The organism is Streptomyces sp. NPDC032822 (genome assembly GCF_055578825.1).
The window spans coordinates 34,020-50,539 of record NZ_JBVIOL010000025.1 but is presented as its reverse complement, the minus strand read 5'-3'; the positions used below and the strand labels follow the sequence as shown (position 1 = coordinate 50,539).

General features: G+C 68.2%; 11 protein-coding genes and 7 pseudogenes. 10 read left to right on the top strand and 8 right to left on the bottom strand.

All coding sequences use genetic code 11. From position 1 onward, the window contains the following. Window positions 1–18 precede the first annotated feature (18 nt). Window positions 19–495, top strand: a pseudogene (locus ACZ5VD_RS39375) (IS5 family transposase); the annotation flags it as partial. Here ACZ5VD_RS39375 and ACZ5VD_RS39370 read toward each other — a convergent pair. Further along, window positions 477–929, bottom strand: coding sequence for a DUF5959 family protein (locus ACZ5VD_RS39370; protein WP_468554930.1), 453 nt, complete (start codon window positions 927–929; stop codon window positions 477–479). The pseudogene ACZ5VD_RS39375 and the gene ACZ5VD_RS39370 sit on opposite strands and share 19 nt — an antisense overlap. Window positions 930–1,075: 146 nt before the next feature. Here ACZ5VD_RS39370 and ACZ5VD_RS39365 point away from each other — a divergent pair, with 146 nt between their 5' ends. Further along, complete coding sequence (locus tag ACZ5VD_RS39365) at window positions 1,076–1,816, top strand: methyltransferase domain-containing protein (RefSeq protein WP_468685253.1); 741 nt, start codon at window positions 1,076–1,078, stop codon at window positions 1,814–1,816. Window positions 1,817–2,406: 590 nt separating this feature from the next. Here ACZ5VD_RS39365 and ACZ5VD_RS39360 read toward each other — a convergent pair. Continuing rightward, window positions 2,407–3,678, bottom strand: coding sequence for a low temperature requirement protein A (locus ACZ5VD_RS39360; protein ID WP_468685251.1), 1,272 nt, complete (start codon window positions 3,676–3,678; stop codon window positions 2,407–2,409). Between the two features lie 180 nt (window positions 3,679–3,858). After that, window positions 3,859–3,930, bottom strand: a pseudogene (locus ACZ5VD_RS39355) (carboxyltransferase domain-containing protein); the annotation flags it as partial. Between the two features lie 95 nt (window positions 3,931–4,025). On the opposite strand from ACZ5VD_RS39355, the gene ACZ5VD_RS39350 reads away from it, so the two are divergent. From ACZ5VD_RS39350 to ACZ5VD_RS39340, 3 genes and pseudogenes are all read left to right on the top strand, one after another. Continuing rightward, the gene (locus tag ACZ5VD_RS39350) at window positions 4,026–4,961 is read left to right on the top strand and encodes a nitrilase-related carbon-nitrogen hydrolase (RefSeq protein WP_468685250.1); all 936 of its coding nucleotides are present in this window, start codon (window positions 4,026–4,028) and stop codon (window positions 4,959–4,961) included. 342 nt (window positions 4,962–5,303) lie between these two features. After that, window positions 5,304–5,861, top strand: a pseudogene (locus ACZ5VD_RS39345) (transposase family protein); the annotation flags it as partial. A gap of 243 nt (window positions 5,862–6,104) precedes the next feature. Continuing rightward, window positions 6,105–6,698, top strand: coding sequence for a hypothetical protein (locus ACZ5VD_RS39340; RefSeq protein WP_468685247.1), 594 nt, complete (start codon window positions 6,105–6,107; stop codon window positions 6,696–6,698). Between the two features lie 366 nt (window positions 6,699–7,064). Here the strand turns inward: ACZ5VD_RS39340 and ACZ5VD_RS39335 are convergent. Both ACZ5VD_RS39335 and ACZ5VD_RS39330 read right to left on the bottom strand, forming a co-directional pair. Further along, window positions 7,065–7,295, bottom strand: a pseudogene (locus ACZ5VD_RS39335) (NUDIX domain-containing protein); the annotation flags it as partial. 126 nt (window positions 7,296–7,421) lie between these two features. Then, the gene (locus ACZ5VD_RS39330) at window positions 7,422–8,048 is read right to left on the bottom strand and encodes a TetR/AcrR family transcriptional regulator (RefSeq protein ID WP_468685245.1); all 627 of its coding nucleotides are present in this window, start codon (window positions 8,046–8,048) and stop codon (window positions 7,422–7,424) included. A gap of 177 nt (window positions 8,049–8,225) precedes the next feature. On the opposite strand from ACZ5VD_RS39330, the gene ACZ5VD_RS39325 reads away from it, so the two are divergent. From ACZ5VD_RS39325 to ACZ5VD_RS39305, 5 genes and pseudogenes are all read left to right on the top strand, one after another. After that, the gene (locus ACZ5VD_RS39325; protein WP_468685243.1) at window positions 8,226–9,155 is read left to right on the top strand and encodes an MBL fold metallo-hydrolase; all 930 of its coding nucleotides are present in this window, start codon (window positions 8,226–8,228) and stop codon (window positions 9,153–9,155) included. A gap of 130 nt (window positions 9,156–9,285) precedes the next feature. Next, entirely contained in the window at window positions 9,286–10,887 is a 1,602-nt protein-coding gene (locus ACZ5VD_RS39320) for an MFS transporter (protein ID WP_468685241.1), read from the top strand. After that, window positions 10,884–11,829, top strand: a pseudogene (locus tag ACZ5VD_RS39315) (fumarylacetoacetate hydrolase family protein). The gene ACZ5VD_RS39320 and the pseudogene ACZ5VD_RS39315 overlap by 4 nt, the downstream one beginning before the upstream one ends. Before the next feature lie 124 nt (window positions 11,830–11,953). After that, window positions 11,954–12,439 (top strand): annotated as a pseudogene (locus ACZ5VD_RS39310) (CoA transferase subunit A); the annotation flags it as partial. A 115-nt stretch (window positions 12,440–12,554) separates the two neighbouring features. Continuing rightward, complete coding sequence (locus ACZ5VD_RS39305) at window positions 12,555–14,537, top strand: hypothetical protein (RefSeq protein ID WP_468685239.1); 1,983 nt, start codon at window positions 12,555–12,557, stop codon at window positions 14,535–14,537. On the opposite strand, the gene ACZ5VD_RS39300 is transcribed toward ACZ5VD_RS39305, so the two are convergent. The 3 genes and pseudogenes from ACZ5VD_RS39300 to ACZ5VD_RS39290 form a co-directional block, all read right to left on the bottom strand. Continuing rightward, entirely contained in the window at window positions 14,470–14,859 is a 390-nt protein-coding gene (locus ACZ5VD_RS39300) for an NAD(P)(+) transhydrogenase (Re/Si-specific) subunit beta (RefSeq protein ID WP_468555288.1), read from the bottom strand. The two genes, ACZ5VD_RS39305 and ACZ5VD_RS39300, sit on opposite strands and share 68 nt — an antisense overlap. Before the next feature lie 20 nt (window positions 14,860–14,879). Continuing rightward, window positions 14,880–15,161, bottom strand: a complete 282-nt coding sequence (locus ACZ5VD_RS39295) for a hypothetical protein (protein WP_468555285.1) — start codon at window positions 15,159–15,161, stop codon at window positions 14,880–14,882. A 125-nt stretch (window positions 15,162–15,286) separates the two neighbouring features. Further along, window positions 15,287–16,486: pseudogene (locus ACZ5VD_RS39290) on the bottom strand (IS256 family transposase). Between the last annotated feature and the right edge of the window lie 34 nt (window positions 16,487–16,520).

The following is a 16,520-nucleotide window of genomic DNA, read 5'->3' as shown; positions in this document are numbered from 1 at the left end:
GAAAAGGTCAGCAAAGGAGGCTCCAAGACCGGGCGAAGCCCCGTCGACCGGGGCAGGACGGGCAGTAAGCATCACCTGATCACCGACGCCACCGGCCTTCCGCTCGCCGCCACCCTGACTGGCGGCAACCGCAACGACGTCACTCAGCTGATCCCACTCCTCCAGGCCGTGCCGTCCGTGCGGAGCAAGCGTGGCCGGCCCCGGCGCCGCCCGGACGTACTACTGGCCGACCGCGGCTACGACCACGACAAGTACCGCCGTCTCGTCTGGGACCTCGGCGTGAAGCCGTTGATCGCACGACGCGGCACCGATCACGGCTCCGGCCTGGGCACCCAACGCTGGGTCGTGGAGCGCGCGTTCGCCCACCTGCACTGATTCCGCCGACTGCGGATCCGATGGAAGATACGCGACGACATCCACGAAGCCTTCCTCACCCTCGGATGCGCACTCATTTGCTGGCGGCGCCTGGCCGCAGTTCAGCGCCGCCACTCATAGGCACCCGGTGAAGACTCCAGCACTTGGCTCGGCCACTCCTGCAGCACCTGCCCGAGTAGCTTGCGCTGCTTGTCGATCCAGCCCTCTTCAAGACTCATGGGAAGGAACACGGAGACGCACGAACTGCCCAGATCTTCTACACGGACAGCGACAGTCTCATGCTCCTCGCTGTACGGCTGAATCTTGATCTCGGGGCTGTGGTCGTCGTCCCTCCAGCAGATGTCCTGACCGGCAGCAAGCAGGTCCAGAGCACGGGACCACTCCTCCAGGTCGGAAGGGAACAGGGACATGGCCAGCCGACCGCCGACGAAGCTGCTGGTCACAATGACCTCTGCGTCGAGCTGGTCGTGAAGATGCAGCACGCCCGGCGACCTACGCCCCAGCACACGCACCCGAAAGCTGTTGTCGCCATCCGAAAGGCTGATCAGTTCCACCCTGCACCCTCTGTCCTGCCCGCTCACATCTGTCAGAGCTCAGGGTCTCTGAACCGGATCAACGGGCACAAGCAGGTGTTCCCGCCTCATGACGGCAGACAGCCTTCGCCTTCCACGGTTGTGGTGGGAAGCGCATACTGCACGCTGTGGCGACTTACAACAGCATCGGTGCGACCTACGCTTCCACCCGGCGACCGGATCCCCGAATCGCCGCCAGGATCCATCAAGCCCTCGGCGATGCTGCCACCGTGATCAACGTAGGAGCCGGCACCGGCTCCTACGAACCACCGCAGACGGTGCTGGCCGTAGAACCCAGCTCGGTGATGATCGACCAGCGCCCGGCCGGATCCACGCCGGCCCTGGAAGCATCTGCGGAGTCGATCCCTCTCGCCGACGACTCGGCCGACGCGGCGATGGCCCTCCTGACCGTGCACCACTGGAGCGACCTGGAAGCCGGCATCGGCGAACTCCTCCGCATCGCCCGGCAGCGGATCGTCATCCTCACCTTCGACCCCGATATCAACCGCAGGTTCTGGCTGCTGGAGGAGTACCTGCCCGAAGCAGCCGCGTTCGACGACACACGAGCCGTCGCGGTCGACCGCCTGGTAACGCTGCTGGGAGGCGCCCGCATCGAGACCGTCCCCGTCCCGCACGACTGCACCGACGGATTCCTCGCCGCCTACTGGCGCCGGCCCGAGGCATACCTCGATCCGCAAGTGCGGGCCAGTATCTCGCTGTTCGCCCAGATCAACGACGAAGTCGTCCGGCCAGGTTTGGCCCGGCTGTCCGACGACCTGTCCTCCGGCCGATGGCACCAGCGTCACGCCGACCTGCTCGACCGCGAAGCACTCGATGGCGGCTACCGGCTTCTCGTAGCCGACCTGTAGAACCAGACGAACCGCCTGACTGCACACTCAAGCCTGGAGGGACCTCTCCACCGGCGTGACACGCGGGAAACGATCACCCTCGAGATGGGAAGCGATCTCCACCAGGCCTGGACGCCGCAGGCCAGCCCCACTCGTGAACACCCCCAGGCCACACCACCCGTCACCGCGCCCGCGAGAAGCACTGGATCCACTGCCGGCCATGACCGTCCAGGACACTCACCTCAGAGTTCACGGCCCCGCCGACGCGAGAGTGGACGCCAGCACCGCAAGCACCACCACAGCCGCCACCGCCACCGTCACGTTCCGGGCGATCCCACCCCGGCCCGCTGCCCGCCCCCACCGAACACCCCGGTCCCGACACCACACCGCGGGCAGCCGGACCGGCACCCCGCCGAAGCGTCGGCCATGAGCCAACAGGCACTGAGCACGACGACCCCGCCAGCGTCGTTCTTCGATTCCATGCCTACCGCAACGACCCAGAACCCGCGAAGAAACGTCCCGATACCCGGACCCGCGCCCGACCACAGGGCACACCCGCCAGACAGCACGCAAGCAGTGGCCCAACACCGTCGCCGCCTGCCCGCCGATGCCTACTGCGTACCGAGCTCTTCAAGCATCTGCTGTTGGTGGCGATGGCCGATCGTCTCGTAGCCGATCACGGTGACAAACGGCGCGAGCATGACCACGAGCAGGCACACCGCGATGGCCACGCCGGCGGCGGCCAGGAGGACTGCCGTGAGCAGTACGGCGGTGGTGAGGGCGATCAGAAGGATGTGGAAGCGGTCGGCCGTGGACAGCAGCAGGGTGTGCAGGAGGTAGATCATCAGCATGTAGAGGCCGACCGGGACGGCGAGGGCGAGGACTACGGCAGTGCCGGAGATTTTGGCGTGATGTTCCATGTACAGCCCTGCTACGTGCAGCCCGGCGCCGGCACCGGCGACCCCGATGAACAGGGGGATGTGGCCGTAGCCGAAGAGGTATCCGCGGCCGCGGCGGTGCACCAGGATGTCGCCGAACGGCGTCAGGAAATACATCCACCACATGCCGAAGGTCAGGCCCACACCGGCAATGACGACGGCGATGGCGTTCCAGCTCCAGTGCGTGCCCTCCCCGCCGCCCAGGAGGTCGCCGGAGGAAGCGACCGTACCGACGACACCCTCACCGAGGACGATGATCGCGAAGAGCCCGTACCGTTCGGCGACGTGGTGCGGGTGCCAGGGCGTGCCACCCGCGGAGCCCTGTGTCAGCACCGGCAGGACGAGTTCGAGGGCGCCCAGGACACCGAACGCGACAAAGGCGACGGCGATCGGCACGTGGACGAAGGCCACGACGATCCAGCCGGCCTGGACGATCACCGTCCAGCGGATGTTGGCCATGCCGACGTCGTGGAACGACGGGGACTGCCGGGCGGCGCGCCACCACTGGAGCACCATCGCGATCCGCATCACGACGTAGCCGACGACCATGGCACGCAGTTCGAGGTGGCCGCCCTCCTCGACGGAGTGGAACATGGCGGGCAGGCCGAGCGAGAACACGACGACGCCGGTCATCTGCAGCATCGTCATGGCCCGGTAGAGCCAGTCGTCGGTGGCGAAGGCAGAGGAGAACCAGCTGAAGCTGATCCAGGCGATGCTGATCGCGAACATCGCCAGTACGAACGCGATGCCCGCCTGGCCGGCATGCCCCTCGGCGACCATCTCGGCGAACTGGAACGCCGCCGTGCCGACGGCGACCACGAACGTCAGGTCGAACAACAGCTCCAGCGGCGAGGCGGTCCGCCCGTGCTCTTCCGGGTCACGGCCGGTCATGGGAACCAGCCGTCGCGACAGACCGAACTTTCCGGTGGATGGGGAATCATTCATGTGCAGCAGTATTTCTGACGCTCCCCTGCCAGCACTGCCGACACAGAGCCTTCCGGCGACAACGGCGAAACACCGTACCCGCCCGATCCCCAGCATCGCGGACCCCGTCCATGTCCCTGCCGCCAAAAAACCGGCCGATGCCGAACATGCCGTACGTCAAGCCGCACGGCGCGCTCTACACCCTGCCGGAACGGACGTCCGCGGAGTCGCGCGCCGCGGTACGTCGTAGCGGGCCGGGAGACCGGTGAGGTAGCGGGACGAGGATCTTGGTGTCTGGCGGCGTGGTCAATCGTTCTTGCTGGGGTGGCGGTCATCTGGACCGCCCTTCACCAAGGGACCTCCCGTTGATGCCCGAGCCTGTCCGTGTCGTGTTCCGTTCCGCTTCGCGCACCGCGCCCGCTGTCGGCGAAGGACTGCGGGTGGCCCTGTACCAGGGCCAGGGCCCGGTCGGCAGCCGCGAGGCAGTGGAGCAGAACCTCAAGCGGCTGGCCGAGGTGACCGCGCTGGCGGCGGACTACGGCTGCCAGGTGGTGGTGTTCCCGGAGAAATACCCCACCGGCTACGCCATCGGCCCCCGGGAGTGCCGCGAGTTGGCCGAGCACCGCGAGGGCCCCTCGGTCGAGCGCGCCCGACTGGCGGCCAAGGAGAACGCCCTGGCGGTGGTCCTGCCCTACCCCGAACGCGACGGGACCGACTTCTACGACTCGATCAGCGTGATCACTGCGGATGGGCTGGTGGCGGCGAACTACCGCAAGACCCACCTGTACGGGGCCGCCGAGCGGCGCAACTACTCCTTCGGGCAGGAACTGCCGCCCGTGGTCACCATGAACGGGATCGGAGTAGGGGTGCTCAACTGCTATGAATGCGAGGTCCCGCCGCTGTACCAGTACCTGGCCGGACAGGGCGCGCAGGTCGTCCTCGGGCCTACTGCGGCTGACGGACACTTCCGCCTCGCCGACGGCACCATGAGCCAGGTCCCCTACCAGGACGCCACCCGCCACATCATCCCCGCCATGGCCAGCATCTGGCGCCTGTTCATCGCCTACGCCAACCGCCGCGGCTGGGAACAGGTCCCCGCCGGCGCCTGGCAGTACCAGGGCAACTCCGGCATCTGGGCCCCCGACGGCGAACCGCTTGTCGCGGCCACCGCCGAAGACCGCCAGCACGACTGCCTGCTCATCGCCGACTGCCTTCCCGCAACGGTCCCGCCATTCAGCCCCGAAGGCCACCACCCCACCGACAACCGCCTCACCCTCAACCCCACCCTGCAACCCGCCCGCTGAGGCGGGTCTTCAGGAATTCATGACAATCCCTCACTGACACGAGCCGACCAGCCACTGACACGAGCGTGAGACAGCCGCTGTTTCAGCTCAGACGGTGGCCAAGGAGAGCCAGACCGGCGGCCGCTGCGCGGTGCTGGTAGGCGTGCAGTCCCGGGGCGCCAGGGGGCTCGGGACTGCGGACGTTGCGGTGCCAGTGGCCAGTGAGCGAAGCCACCGGCGGGGCTGACCGCGTCGGTGACGGGCGCGCCCAGGGCGTCTTCGAGGCGGGCGCGCAGGAGTGTGGGGACGTCGGTCCATTGCAGGCGGCCGCTGGTGGGCGGTGCAGGCATCGGGGCAGCTCTCACCGCCCACGCGTACGTCACCACCGTCGTCGAGCACCTGGCCGACATGGCGCCGGGCCTGCTGAAGGTCCTGCGCGAGGCAGACCCCGACTACGTTCTCGTGGACGGCACGCTCGCCGAGTGCGATCGGGTCGGCGACGGGCGCGCGGACTATTCGACGAAGCACAAGCGGCACGGTGTGAACGTGCAGGTCATCACGGACCCGGCCGGTCGCACGCTGTGGCTCTCACCCGCCCTGCCCGGCCGCACACACGACCTGACCGCCGCCCGCACCCACAAGATCATCAGGATCTGCGAGCGCCAAGGCGTCCCCGTCCTCGCCCACATGGCCTACATCGGCGCGGGCGAGTGGGTCACCACCCCCAAACGCCGACCGCCCCAAGGCGAACTCACCACGACCAAGCGGACGGTCAACCGAGCGCTATCTGCCGCTCGCGCACCCGTCGAACGAGGAATCGCCCGCCTCAAATCCTAGCGAATCTTCCGCAGAGCCCGATGCAGCCCGAACTGCATGACGTCAATCGCCAAGGCCGTCCTCACCCTGGAGCAGCACCGCTGAAAACCCTCATTGCGCCCGTAGCGACGGGTGAGCCCCTGACGGAACATCCGACCCATTGCCACGGACAGCCATATCGGCACCGCGTGGCGGCATGGCACCTACGGATTTTCACTACCTCGCGCCCCTATGCGCCCCGCTGTTTTCGCGACGATCAAAGGCGATGGGTCCATCCTTGTCGCAGGCACCAAGTGCCGAAATATCAGCGCCCCCATCCCTTCGCAATCCTCGTTCCAGGAAGCCGCCATGACGCAAGATGAACAAGTCATAACGGGCCTATTAGAGGAATGCCGGGCCGCCTCCGAGCGTCTCACGGCTTATCTCCTGCTAGGCGAAAAGATACTCGCCAGTTCGGTCGTGCTTATCTCCATCGGCATGTCGGTAGCCATCAATTCAGGAAAATTGTACCTCCTTATAGGCTTACCTTTCTCGCTTTCCTTCCTGATCGTCTACCTGCTCTTCTTGAACACGGAGGCACTGTCACTGGGAGGCTACCAGGCGGCATTGGAGCGCGAGGTGGCCAGGAAGGCGGGTTTCCCCGTGACGCACTGGGAGTCTGAAATAGCACGCCACCGCCACGGAGCGATGGCAAATGTTTGCATACGAGTTATGATAGGCGTCGTTTATGTAGGGAGCGTGACCATTGCCCTGATCCAGTCCGTGGCCACAACGTCAAGTGAACGACTTGGCCCCACTAATGGCATGCTTTGCATAGCAGGGACTTCCGCATCAATCTTGCTGGGCTCCGCCGCCATAGTTCTTTCCTTCATCGCCGAACAGCGAGCCCACGCGAAGGTAAAGACGATTTCTGAGTCTGTAATGCGCAATGCAGCGGTGTGACCTCTGACGGTGCATCGTGGCGTTTAGGCGAAGTCGATGCGGTGTGGAGCTGTGGGCCGGGGCGACATGGGTCAAAACCTCGGCGTCCGCCTCGCGTCCGGTGGTACGCAGTTCGTCCATAGCCAGGCCCACGTACGGGTGTGCCACAGGTGACCGAGTCGTGACCATGATCAGGCACCATGCCTACTCGTTCTGCTGGGCAGGCCGACGGCAACTCAGAGCGCCTGCCCCGCCAGCTCGATCGGTGTGGTGGGCGCACCGCTTCGGAGGTAGTCGATGATGAGTTTCGCAAGGCCGAGCGGATAGATCGTCTGACTAGTCTCCTGCATCTCATGCAGACCCCACCACTGCCAAGCGCGGATGTCGTCAGGCTGGCTGGGCCCGGGCCGGGTCGACCGCTACGGCGTCCACGACCGCCACGAAGTATTTCTCTACCTGCCGGGCCGCCTGGCCTCCGACAAGGTGGTCTTTGGTCCGGACCGCCACCTCAGGCCCGACCTTAACGTTGATCACCCCGAGTTCTTCCTGCAGTTCCCGGTGAGCAGCATCGAGGTGGGTCTCTTCGCGCTCCAAGGACCCACCAGGCACCGCCCAAAAGCCCCCTGCCCGGGTCCTGCGTGATCATTTCTGTTCTCTCCGCAGAACGATCAACCAGGAGCCATGAGCTTGCTTGACCGACGGGCCCACAGGCCTTCTGCCTCAAGGCGGCGGCGAGGAGAACCGTCAGGGTTCCCCGGCATGTGTTTCGTCGGCAAGAAGGCCCAGCAAGATGATGTCGAGCGCCCCGGCGAGGCGCTCGTGCAGGTCGAAGGGGGCCGGTTCCTCGCGGATCCAGCGCAGGATCGTCGAGAAGTAGCAGGCAGCCAACAGTTGGCCGGCCTGATCGCAGTCGACGCCGGCCCCGATCTCCCCAGGTTGCCGCCCTTGCTCGACGATCCTGGCGAGTTCGATTTCCAGAGACCGATCCTGCAGAAGGCTGCCGTACCGCGCGGAGGCGTCCATCAGGACGGTGGTCTCGGCGCGGGAGGCGACGTTGAGGTCGGCCATCTCCTTCAGGTAACGGCGCAGCCGCTCTCCGACCGGCAGGTCCTCGGCGTGCTGGGAGCCGAGGATCTCGTTGACGCGGGCGCGGCGGCGGACTCCCCATTCCTCGAGGAACCCGACCTTCTGTGAGAAGTGGTTGAAGACGGTGGCCCGGGCGACGTCGGCGGTTTCGGCGACCTGGTCCATGGTCGTCGCCTCGTACCCCTGGGTGACGAACAAGTGCAGCGCCGCGGTGTAGAGCCGGTCGCGCACCTGCTGCCGCTTGCGTTCCCGACGTCCGGCGGGCGGTGCTGCGGGCGTGGACACCAATTCGCCTCCTGCCTCCGGGATCTTCATGGCCGTCAGTACAGCACATGGCCGCAGGGGTATTGACGCCACCCCACCACCTTCTTAGATTAGCGGCCATTGATGGACCCCAGTCCAGCAATGTACTCAAGTCTCGCCATCTGGTGCGGGGCAAGAACAGGAGGCAACGTGGCTTCCGTGGCATCCCGAACAGGCTGTGTCGAGCTCGGACACGGCTGTTACGCCTGGATCGCGGGCGAGTCCGGATGGGGCATGAGCAACGCCGGGCTGATCACCGGCCGGGGCGAGTCACTGCTCGTCGACACCCTCTACGACCTGCGGCTGACCAAGAACATGCTCGACGCGCTGACGCCACTGACCGCCACCGCGCCGATCGCCACCGTGGTCAACACCCATGGCAACGGCGACCACTGGTTCGGCAATCAGCTCGTGGCCCACGCCGAGATCATCGCGGCCCGCGGGTCCGTGGCGGACATGCGTCAGGTGGGTCCGGCCGAGATGCTGGCACTGACCGGCATGGACAGCCCTGCCGGACACTTCGCGCAACGGATCTTCGGCCGCTTCGACTACACCGGCATCGAACCCGCCTTCCCGAACCGGATCTTCGACGGCGAGACAGTCCTGGACATCGGCGGGACCGAGGTCCGCCTCATCGACGTGGGCCCCGCGCACAGCGCCGGGGACACGATCGTGCACGTGCCGCAGGCCCGCACGGTCTACACCGGCGACATCGTCTTCGCCGGGGCGGCGCCGATCGTCTGGCACGGCCCCTTCGCCCGCTGGCTCGCCGCCTGCGATCTGCTGCTGGGCCTCGACGCGGACATCGTCGTGCCCGGCCACGGCCCCGTCACCACCAAGCAGACGGTCCGTGAGATCCGCGACTACCTCGAACACGTCCATGAGCAGGCCACCGCCCGCTTCACCGCCGGCATGCCGGTCATGGACGCGGCGCTCGACATCCGCCTCGGCCGCTTCGCCGACCTGCACGAGAGCGAACGCCTCGCCGTCAACGTGCACACCGTCTACCGGGAGCTCGACCCCACCCTGCCCCCACTCGACGGCCCCGGGCTGTTCGGCTGCATGGCCGAGCTCTGCCCCCGCGTCTGACGACGCCCCGCCCGCGCCCGCCTGACGATGCCCCACTCCCTCGGCGGCCGGCGCACCGCCCCTCCCGATGCGCCCAGCTCCCCGCCATCCCCCGGGCCGTACGTCCCGCCAACCCTTCCAAGGAGGAGACATGGTCTCCACCCCTGCCTACGACCCACCCGCCGCCCCGTCGTCCGATGCCGCATCGGCCGCTCCGGCACGCCACACCGGCACGATCATCGCCGCCTGTCTGGCCGTCTGCCTGGCCCAGATCGGCCTGGTCCTGCCCGCCGCGATCAACGGCGTCATGCAGCGCACCCTCCAGACATCAGGCGGAGAACTGACCTGGATCAGTGACGCCTTCCTGGTGCCCGCCGCCGTCCTCGCGCTGACCTTCGGCGTCGTGGGCGACCTGTACGGCCGTAAGAAACTGGTGGTGGGCGCGGCGCTGCTGTCCGCCGCCGGCTATCTGGTGTCCGCCACCTCCGACTCGGCAGCCCAGCTGATCACCGGTCAGGCGATCTCCGGCATCGGGGCCGCCGCGCTCTTCCCCGCCTCCCTGTCGATGATCATCGCCGGCACGCCGACACCGGCCGCACGAGCCAAGGGGCTGGCCTCCTGGACCACGGCCCTGTCGCTGGGTGCCCTGATCGCCCCGCTGATGTCCGGCGGAATCGTCGAGCACGTCTCCTTCCAGTGGGCGTTCGGCGTGACCGGCGTGCTCGCCGTGATCACCGCGGTGGGTGCCTGGCTGCTGGCCACCGAGTCCAGCGCCCCCGAAGGTCGCTCGCTCGACTGGCCGGGCCAGATCACCATCGCCGTGGCCATGCTCGCCCTGCTGTACGGCATCATCCAAGGCCCCTCCGACGGCTGGGGCTCGGCACCCGTCGTCGCGTCCTTCGTCGCCTTCGCCGTGTTCCTCGCCGCGTTCGTGCTGGTGGAGAACCGCAGCGCGGCCCCGATGCTGCGCCTGGAACTGTTCCGCATTCCGGCCTTCGCCGCATCGGCCGCGATGGCGGTGATCGGCATGTTCGGCTTCCTCGGCGGCGCGTACGACCTGAGCATCCGCCTGGGCGTCATCCAGCACCAGAGCCCCTTCCAGGCCGCGGTGCCCTTCGTGATCGTCCAAGGCATCACCCCGTTCATCTGGCCGCTGCTGGTCCGCCTCCTGCACCGGGTGGGCCCCGGCCCCATGCTCGTCACCGGGTTCGTCTCACTGGCCGTGGCCCAACTGTGGCTGCGGGCGGTGCCGATCGACGAGACCGGCCTGGTGCCCCTGCTCGGGCCGCTGGTGCTCAACGGTGTCGGCTTCGGTCTGGTCGTCGCCGCCCTCACCGCCGCCGCCGTCAACGTCGTACCTCCCACCCTGACCGGCATGGCCAGCGCCACCACCAGCCTGGTCCGCGACCTCGGCCAGACCCTCGGCCCCGCCATCGTCGGCGCCGTCGCCCTCGGCATGGCCACAAGTCAGCTCACCGGCAGCCTCGCCGACGCGGGCCTGACCCCCAAGGAACACGGCATCGCCTCCGCCGTCCTGCACGAGGGCGGCCCGATCGCCCTGCACACCGCCGACCTCGGTCCGCTCAGCGCCAAGCTCGCCCCCTACACCACGGAGGCACTTGCCCACGGCTACAACAACGCACTGATCCTCACCGCCGTCGCCTGTCTGTCCGCCGCTGTGATCGCCGCCGTCTTCGTCGGCTTCCGGCCCAGCGGCATGCGGCCGGCCGAGGCGGAGGGGATCCCGGCATGAGGTTCGCGACCTTCTTCCACAACGGGAAACGGCAGCCGGGGACCGTTGCCGGCGACCAGATCCACCCGTTCGAGCACCCCGTCGAACTACTGGATCTGATCATGGAGGGCGAGCAGCCCCTGCGCGCTGCGGGCGAACGCGCCCTGACCGGCTCCCTGCCGCTGCCCCTGACCGACGTACGGCTGCTGCCACCGCTGCAACCGCCGACCGTACGCGACTACATGACCTTCGAGAGCCATGTCGCGGGCATCGCCCAGGGATACGGCGACACCGTCCCCGACGAGTGGTACGAAGCCCCTGCGTTCTACTTCACCAACCCGTACGCGGTGATCGGCGCCCACGACGACGTGCCGGTACCGCCGGGTTGCGCACGCTTCGACTTCGAACTCGAAGTGGCCGCCGTCATCGGCAAGGCCGGCCGGGACCTGACCCCCGAGCAGGCACACGACCACATCCTCGGCTACACGATCCTCAACGACTGGTCCGCCCGCGACCTCCAGGGCCGCGAGATGAAGGTCAAACTCGGCCCGGCCAAGGCCAAGGACACGGCAACCACCCTCGGCCCCTGGCTCGTCACCGCCGACGAACTCGAACCCCACCGCAACCCGGAAGGCTTCCTCGACCTCGCCCTGACCGTCCAGGTCAACGGCGAGACCGTCGGCCAGGACCGACTGGCCAACATGGCCTGGACGTTCGAGGAGATGGCGGCGTACGCCTCCCGCGGCACCTGGATCCGCCCCGGCGACGTCCTGGGCTCCGGCACCTGCGGCAACGGCGGCTGCCTGGCCGAACTCTGGGGCCGCAACGGCACCTCCGAACCTCCGCCGCTCGTCCCCGGCGACACCGTCACCATGACGGTCGAGAGCATCGGCACCATCAAGCAACAGCGTCGTCGAGGGCGTCGCCCCAACCCGTCTGCCATCAGCCCGCCGCAGGCGATGACCCCCGTACTTGTCGTGGGGGCGGGCCGGAGCAACGGCTCTCCCCGACCTGATGCCTCCGCTCCCTGAACAACCTGCCTCTGGCAGACCCCGGTGCCCGGCACCGGGATAAAGGCATGCACAACGTGGACAAGGTCATGACCTCGGCCGCCGACGCGGTCGCCGACATTCCGGAAGGGGCGTCGCTGGCGGTGGGCGGCTTCGGGCTGTGCGGCATCCCCACCGTCCTCATCCACGCCCTGTACGCCCAGGGCGCCGGAGGCCTGCGTGTGGTCTCCAACAACTGCGGCGTGGACGGCCGGGGGTTCGGCATCCTGCTGGCGGCCGGCCGCATCGCCCGGGTGACCGGCTCCTACGTGGGCGAGAACAAGGAGTTCGCCCGCCAGTACCTCGCCGGTGAACGGGAAGTGGAGCTCACCCCGCAGGGCACCCTCGCCGAACGGCTGCGCGCCGGCGGCACCGGCATTCCCGCTTTCTACACCCCGGCCGGGGTCGGCACCCAGGTCTCCGAGGGCGGACTGCCCTGGCGCTACGGCCCCGACGGCGCCGTGGCACTGGTCTCCCCGCCCAAGGAGACACGGACCTTCCGCGGCCGGACGTACCTCCTGGAAGCTGACCAGGAGGGGCGTGCACGCGGGCGGTACCGCCACCCGAGTGACCTGAAGGTCATTCACTCGTTTGACGGGGGGTATCCCCGCGCGTCCCTCGACGAAAGCCGCCCGCTCCATGAGCCTTCGCTCCCTTCGGAACCCGGCCGAGCACTCCAGAGACGGAATCCTGGAGGCCGAAAGGACCCTGATCGAGCATTACGGCGATCTGGTCCGCCTGGCACATGTCGTGCTGCCCGTCTCCCTCGGCCGGCACCGCCGCGTCCTTGTCGCGCACTCCGTTGTCCAGCGGGCCCTGCGCGCCGCTCGCCCGGCACGCGTCGCTCCGGCCGTTCCTCCGCCGCGCCTGGAGAACCGGGAGCGGGCGGCCCTGGAACGCTCCTACCTCGTGACCGTGGTGCAAGACGCCCTGGCCCACGGCCGGCGGCCTGCCGGGTGGCCGGCCCGGCTGGTCCCGCCGCGCGCCCTGCTTCCCCGTCTGCCGCTGGTGCTGGGACTGCGGTTGTTCCCGCGTTCGGGCAGCGTGGACGAACTGGCCTTCACCCAGGCGCTGGCGGAACTGTCCGCGCCCGCCCGGGCCGCCTTCGTGCTCCGTCTGCACGGCATGCCCGACAACGCCACTGCCGACGTGCTCGCCGAGGCCGGCGTGGACGACACCGCAACGGCCCTTCGGGAGGCCCGCGTTGTCGCGGCGCAGGCGCTACCAGGGCCGTCGGTGCTTCAGGAGTTCGACGCCTGCGCCCTTCAGGCCAGCCCCACCGACCTGCTGCGGCGCCGTCGAAGGACGCGTGCCGGGGGCGTGGCGGTTCTGGCCCTCCTGGCCGCGGTGGCGGCGGTGATGAGTACGCCGCAAGAGGACTCGTCGCGGCCCCACCTCCCGTCCGGCACCACCGATCCCGTACTGCGGGCCACCGATCTCAGCCGCGTCCCGGCCGGCCTGTGGGACAACACCTCGCGCGTCGACTTCACGGCCTGGCCCGCGCGCGGTTCCCGCGTCCAGGACCAAGACCTGCTCGACCGTGCTCTGAACACCTGGGCGCGGCCACCACATGGCACACACGTCACCGCGTCGCGCGCCACATCCACCGTCCCGCCCACCGCGGCACCGCAGCTCCTGTACGCGGGGAACGTACAGCGACAGGCCGTGGTCCTCTTCTACGACGGTCAGCGGCTGGCCCGTTACAGCGAGCCGGTGTCCTCGGGCCGGAGTCCTGGTGTGCCGAGGTCTCTGACCGTGGCACGCGTCGAAGATGCCGACGTGACGACCTCGGCGGCCGTGGCCCTCACCTTCGACCGCACGGGCGTGCGTTACCTGATCGCCCCGTGGATCGCGCAGACACAGACCCGGGACCTGCTGCGACCCGACACCCTGGCGCGTCCACTGGACGTGTCGGGCGAGGGCGTCACGCGCACCGTTCCGGTGCTGCCCCGGGCCGGGGGCTGCGACAGCGGACCAGTCCTTCAACTGCGGTCCTCGGAAAGGATCGCCGAACACCACGCGTTCCTGCTCGCCGGGGTGGGCGACCTGACCCCGGTCCACCTCACCTACACCCCGCTGCCCGGACACGGCTCACCACCCGCACGCCGGCCCCGGGAAGCGACCGGCCCCGCCGCACTACTGGCCTGGTCCCGTCATGCCTGCGCTCTCGGAGAACTCCGCGACACCGGTGTCCGCGCCGTCAACGCCTGGGACTTCGCCGAACAGGACCTGCCGGACGGAGGCGGCCACGCCGTGTGGACCTGCGCCCGCACCAGCAGCTGGCGCGGCCCGGGCGAAGCGGTGGTGACCCTGCGGACGTCCGGGGACGAGCCGGACGAGACCGCACGGGTCGTCTCCCGCGAGCGGTCGTCCGCGGCGTGCACCCGCTTCGGCCAGCACGTGGCGGCCGCCACCAGCTGGCGGTCATCGAAGAGCAAGTGGTACGTCCTGGCCGCCGGCAGCCGCGCCGTCACCGCGCTCACGCTCGACGGCGCCGTCTCCGCCCATCGACAGGGCCGGACCCTGTTCGTGCCCGCTCCCCCGCATCCGAACATCACTCTGCGAGCGGACCTGTCGACGGGCGGGCAGCTCCGCGGCCTCGTCCCTGTCGCCCGGCGTTGACGAAAGAAGCGCGCAGTTGGGCCGATGTGCGGCGCGCGCCACCCTTGCGTGACAACAGCGCGCTGAAGCAGGCGTTTCGCTCACCGTTGTCGCCGCCGATCACCGGTCGTGCCAGATCAGTGTGGCTGCGAGCGCATGGTGCGGGCACCAGTACGCGGCATACTGCGGGAGCCGGTCCACAACTGCCGGGGCTCATCAGGACGTTCATCTGACCGGGCGGGCGCCCGGTGACGAGATCGGCACTGAAGCGAACCTCGGCGCCCCGCCCCCGCAACTGCCGCGTCAGTTCCGCGACAGGATGCTGGGCCTGGGCTACGGCCATGCCGTAGCCGGGGGCGATGATCACCGAGCGGCCTGAGAGAGCATGTCGGCCATTTCCGCGGTCCGCACCTCGGGCTCCACCGCCGCCACCGGCTCCCGCGACGGCGCAGTCTCAGCCACGTCCTGCCCGGACAGCTCGGCGAGCACCTGGGCCACCGTCTCACGCGTCACCCGCAGCCGCGACCACACCTCACGCTCACCCGCCAACCGTGATGTCAACTCGGCTATCTCCGGCTTGAGTTCCTCCACCCGGACACGGGCCGCGGCCTCCCGCGCCTCCAACTCCTCGATCAACGACACCATCGACGCGCCTTACTCCACCCACCACAGTAGAAGGACGCCTACCCCGAACACACCGTCAACCAGCGTTCTCCCAGCTCAAGGCTTCGGGTGTGTCAATTTAAGGGCTGATCTTGGTTGTTGAGTGGTCAGTTGTTGCTCGGGGTCAGGCGGCCTTCGAAGGCGATTTGGAACGCGTTCAGGGGTGCTTTCCAGCGCATGGTCCACCTTTTGCGGCCCTTGCCCGTCGGGTCCAGGCTCATCAGCGCCATGCACTCGAGGGCGGCGGCTTCGTTGGGGAAGTGGCCACAGGCGCGGACGGACCTGCGGATGCGGGCGTTTACGCTTTCGATCGCGTTCGTGCTGCAGATGACCTTGCGGATCTCGACGTCGAAGGAGAGGAAGGGCACGAACTCGGCCCAGGCGTCCGACCACAGCTTCACGATCGCCGGATACTTCCGGCCCCACGCTTCCTGGAACTCCAGGAACCGCTCCGTCGCCGCATCCTCGCTGGGTGCGGTGTAGACGGGCCTGAGAGCCCCTGCGACCTTGTCCCAGTCCTGGCGGGCGGCGTAACGGAACGAATTCCGCAGCAGGTGAACCCCACACGTCTGGACAATTGTGCGAGGCCAGACAGCCTCCACCGCATCGGGAAGGCCCTTGAGCCCGTCGCAGACCAGCATCAGCACGTCGTCCAGCCCGCGGTTCTTCAGCTCCGTGAACACATGCAGCCAGTACTTCGCGCCCTCGCCGCCGTCGCCGGCCAAGATGCCCAGGATGTCGCGGGTGCCGTCCACGGTCACCGCCATCACCACGTAGATGGGACGGTTCGCGACCTTCCCGTCCCTGATCTTGACGTTGATGGCATCGACGAACAAAACCGGGTAAACGCGGTCAAGAGGACGGCTCTGCCATTCCGCCATGCCGTCCATGACCTTGTCGGTGATGGTGGAGATGGTCTGCTTGGAGACCTCCGCCCCGTAGACCTCGGCCAGGTGAGCGGCGATCTCCCCATGGGTGAGGCCCTTCACCGAGAGCGACAGGACCATCTCGTCGACTCCGGTCAGCCGCCGCTGCCGCTTCCTGACGATCAGCGGCTCGAACGTGCCCGAGGTGTCACGCGGGACCTTGACCTCGACCGGCCCGACGTCGGTCAGCACGGTCTTGTCCCGGCTCCCGTTGCGGGAGTTGCCGCTGCCCCGGCCGCCGGCATCGTGCTTCTCATAGCCGAGGTGATCAGCGATCTCACCTTCCAGGGCAGATTCCAGGACCCGCTTGGTCAACTGCTACAGCAGCACACCCTGCCCGGTCAACTGCAGTCCCTCCGACCGGGCCCGTTCCACAGGCATCGCGACCAGCTGCTCATCGGACACGGGCGCAGGC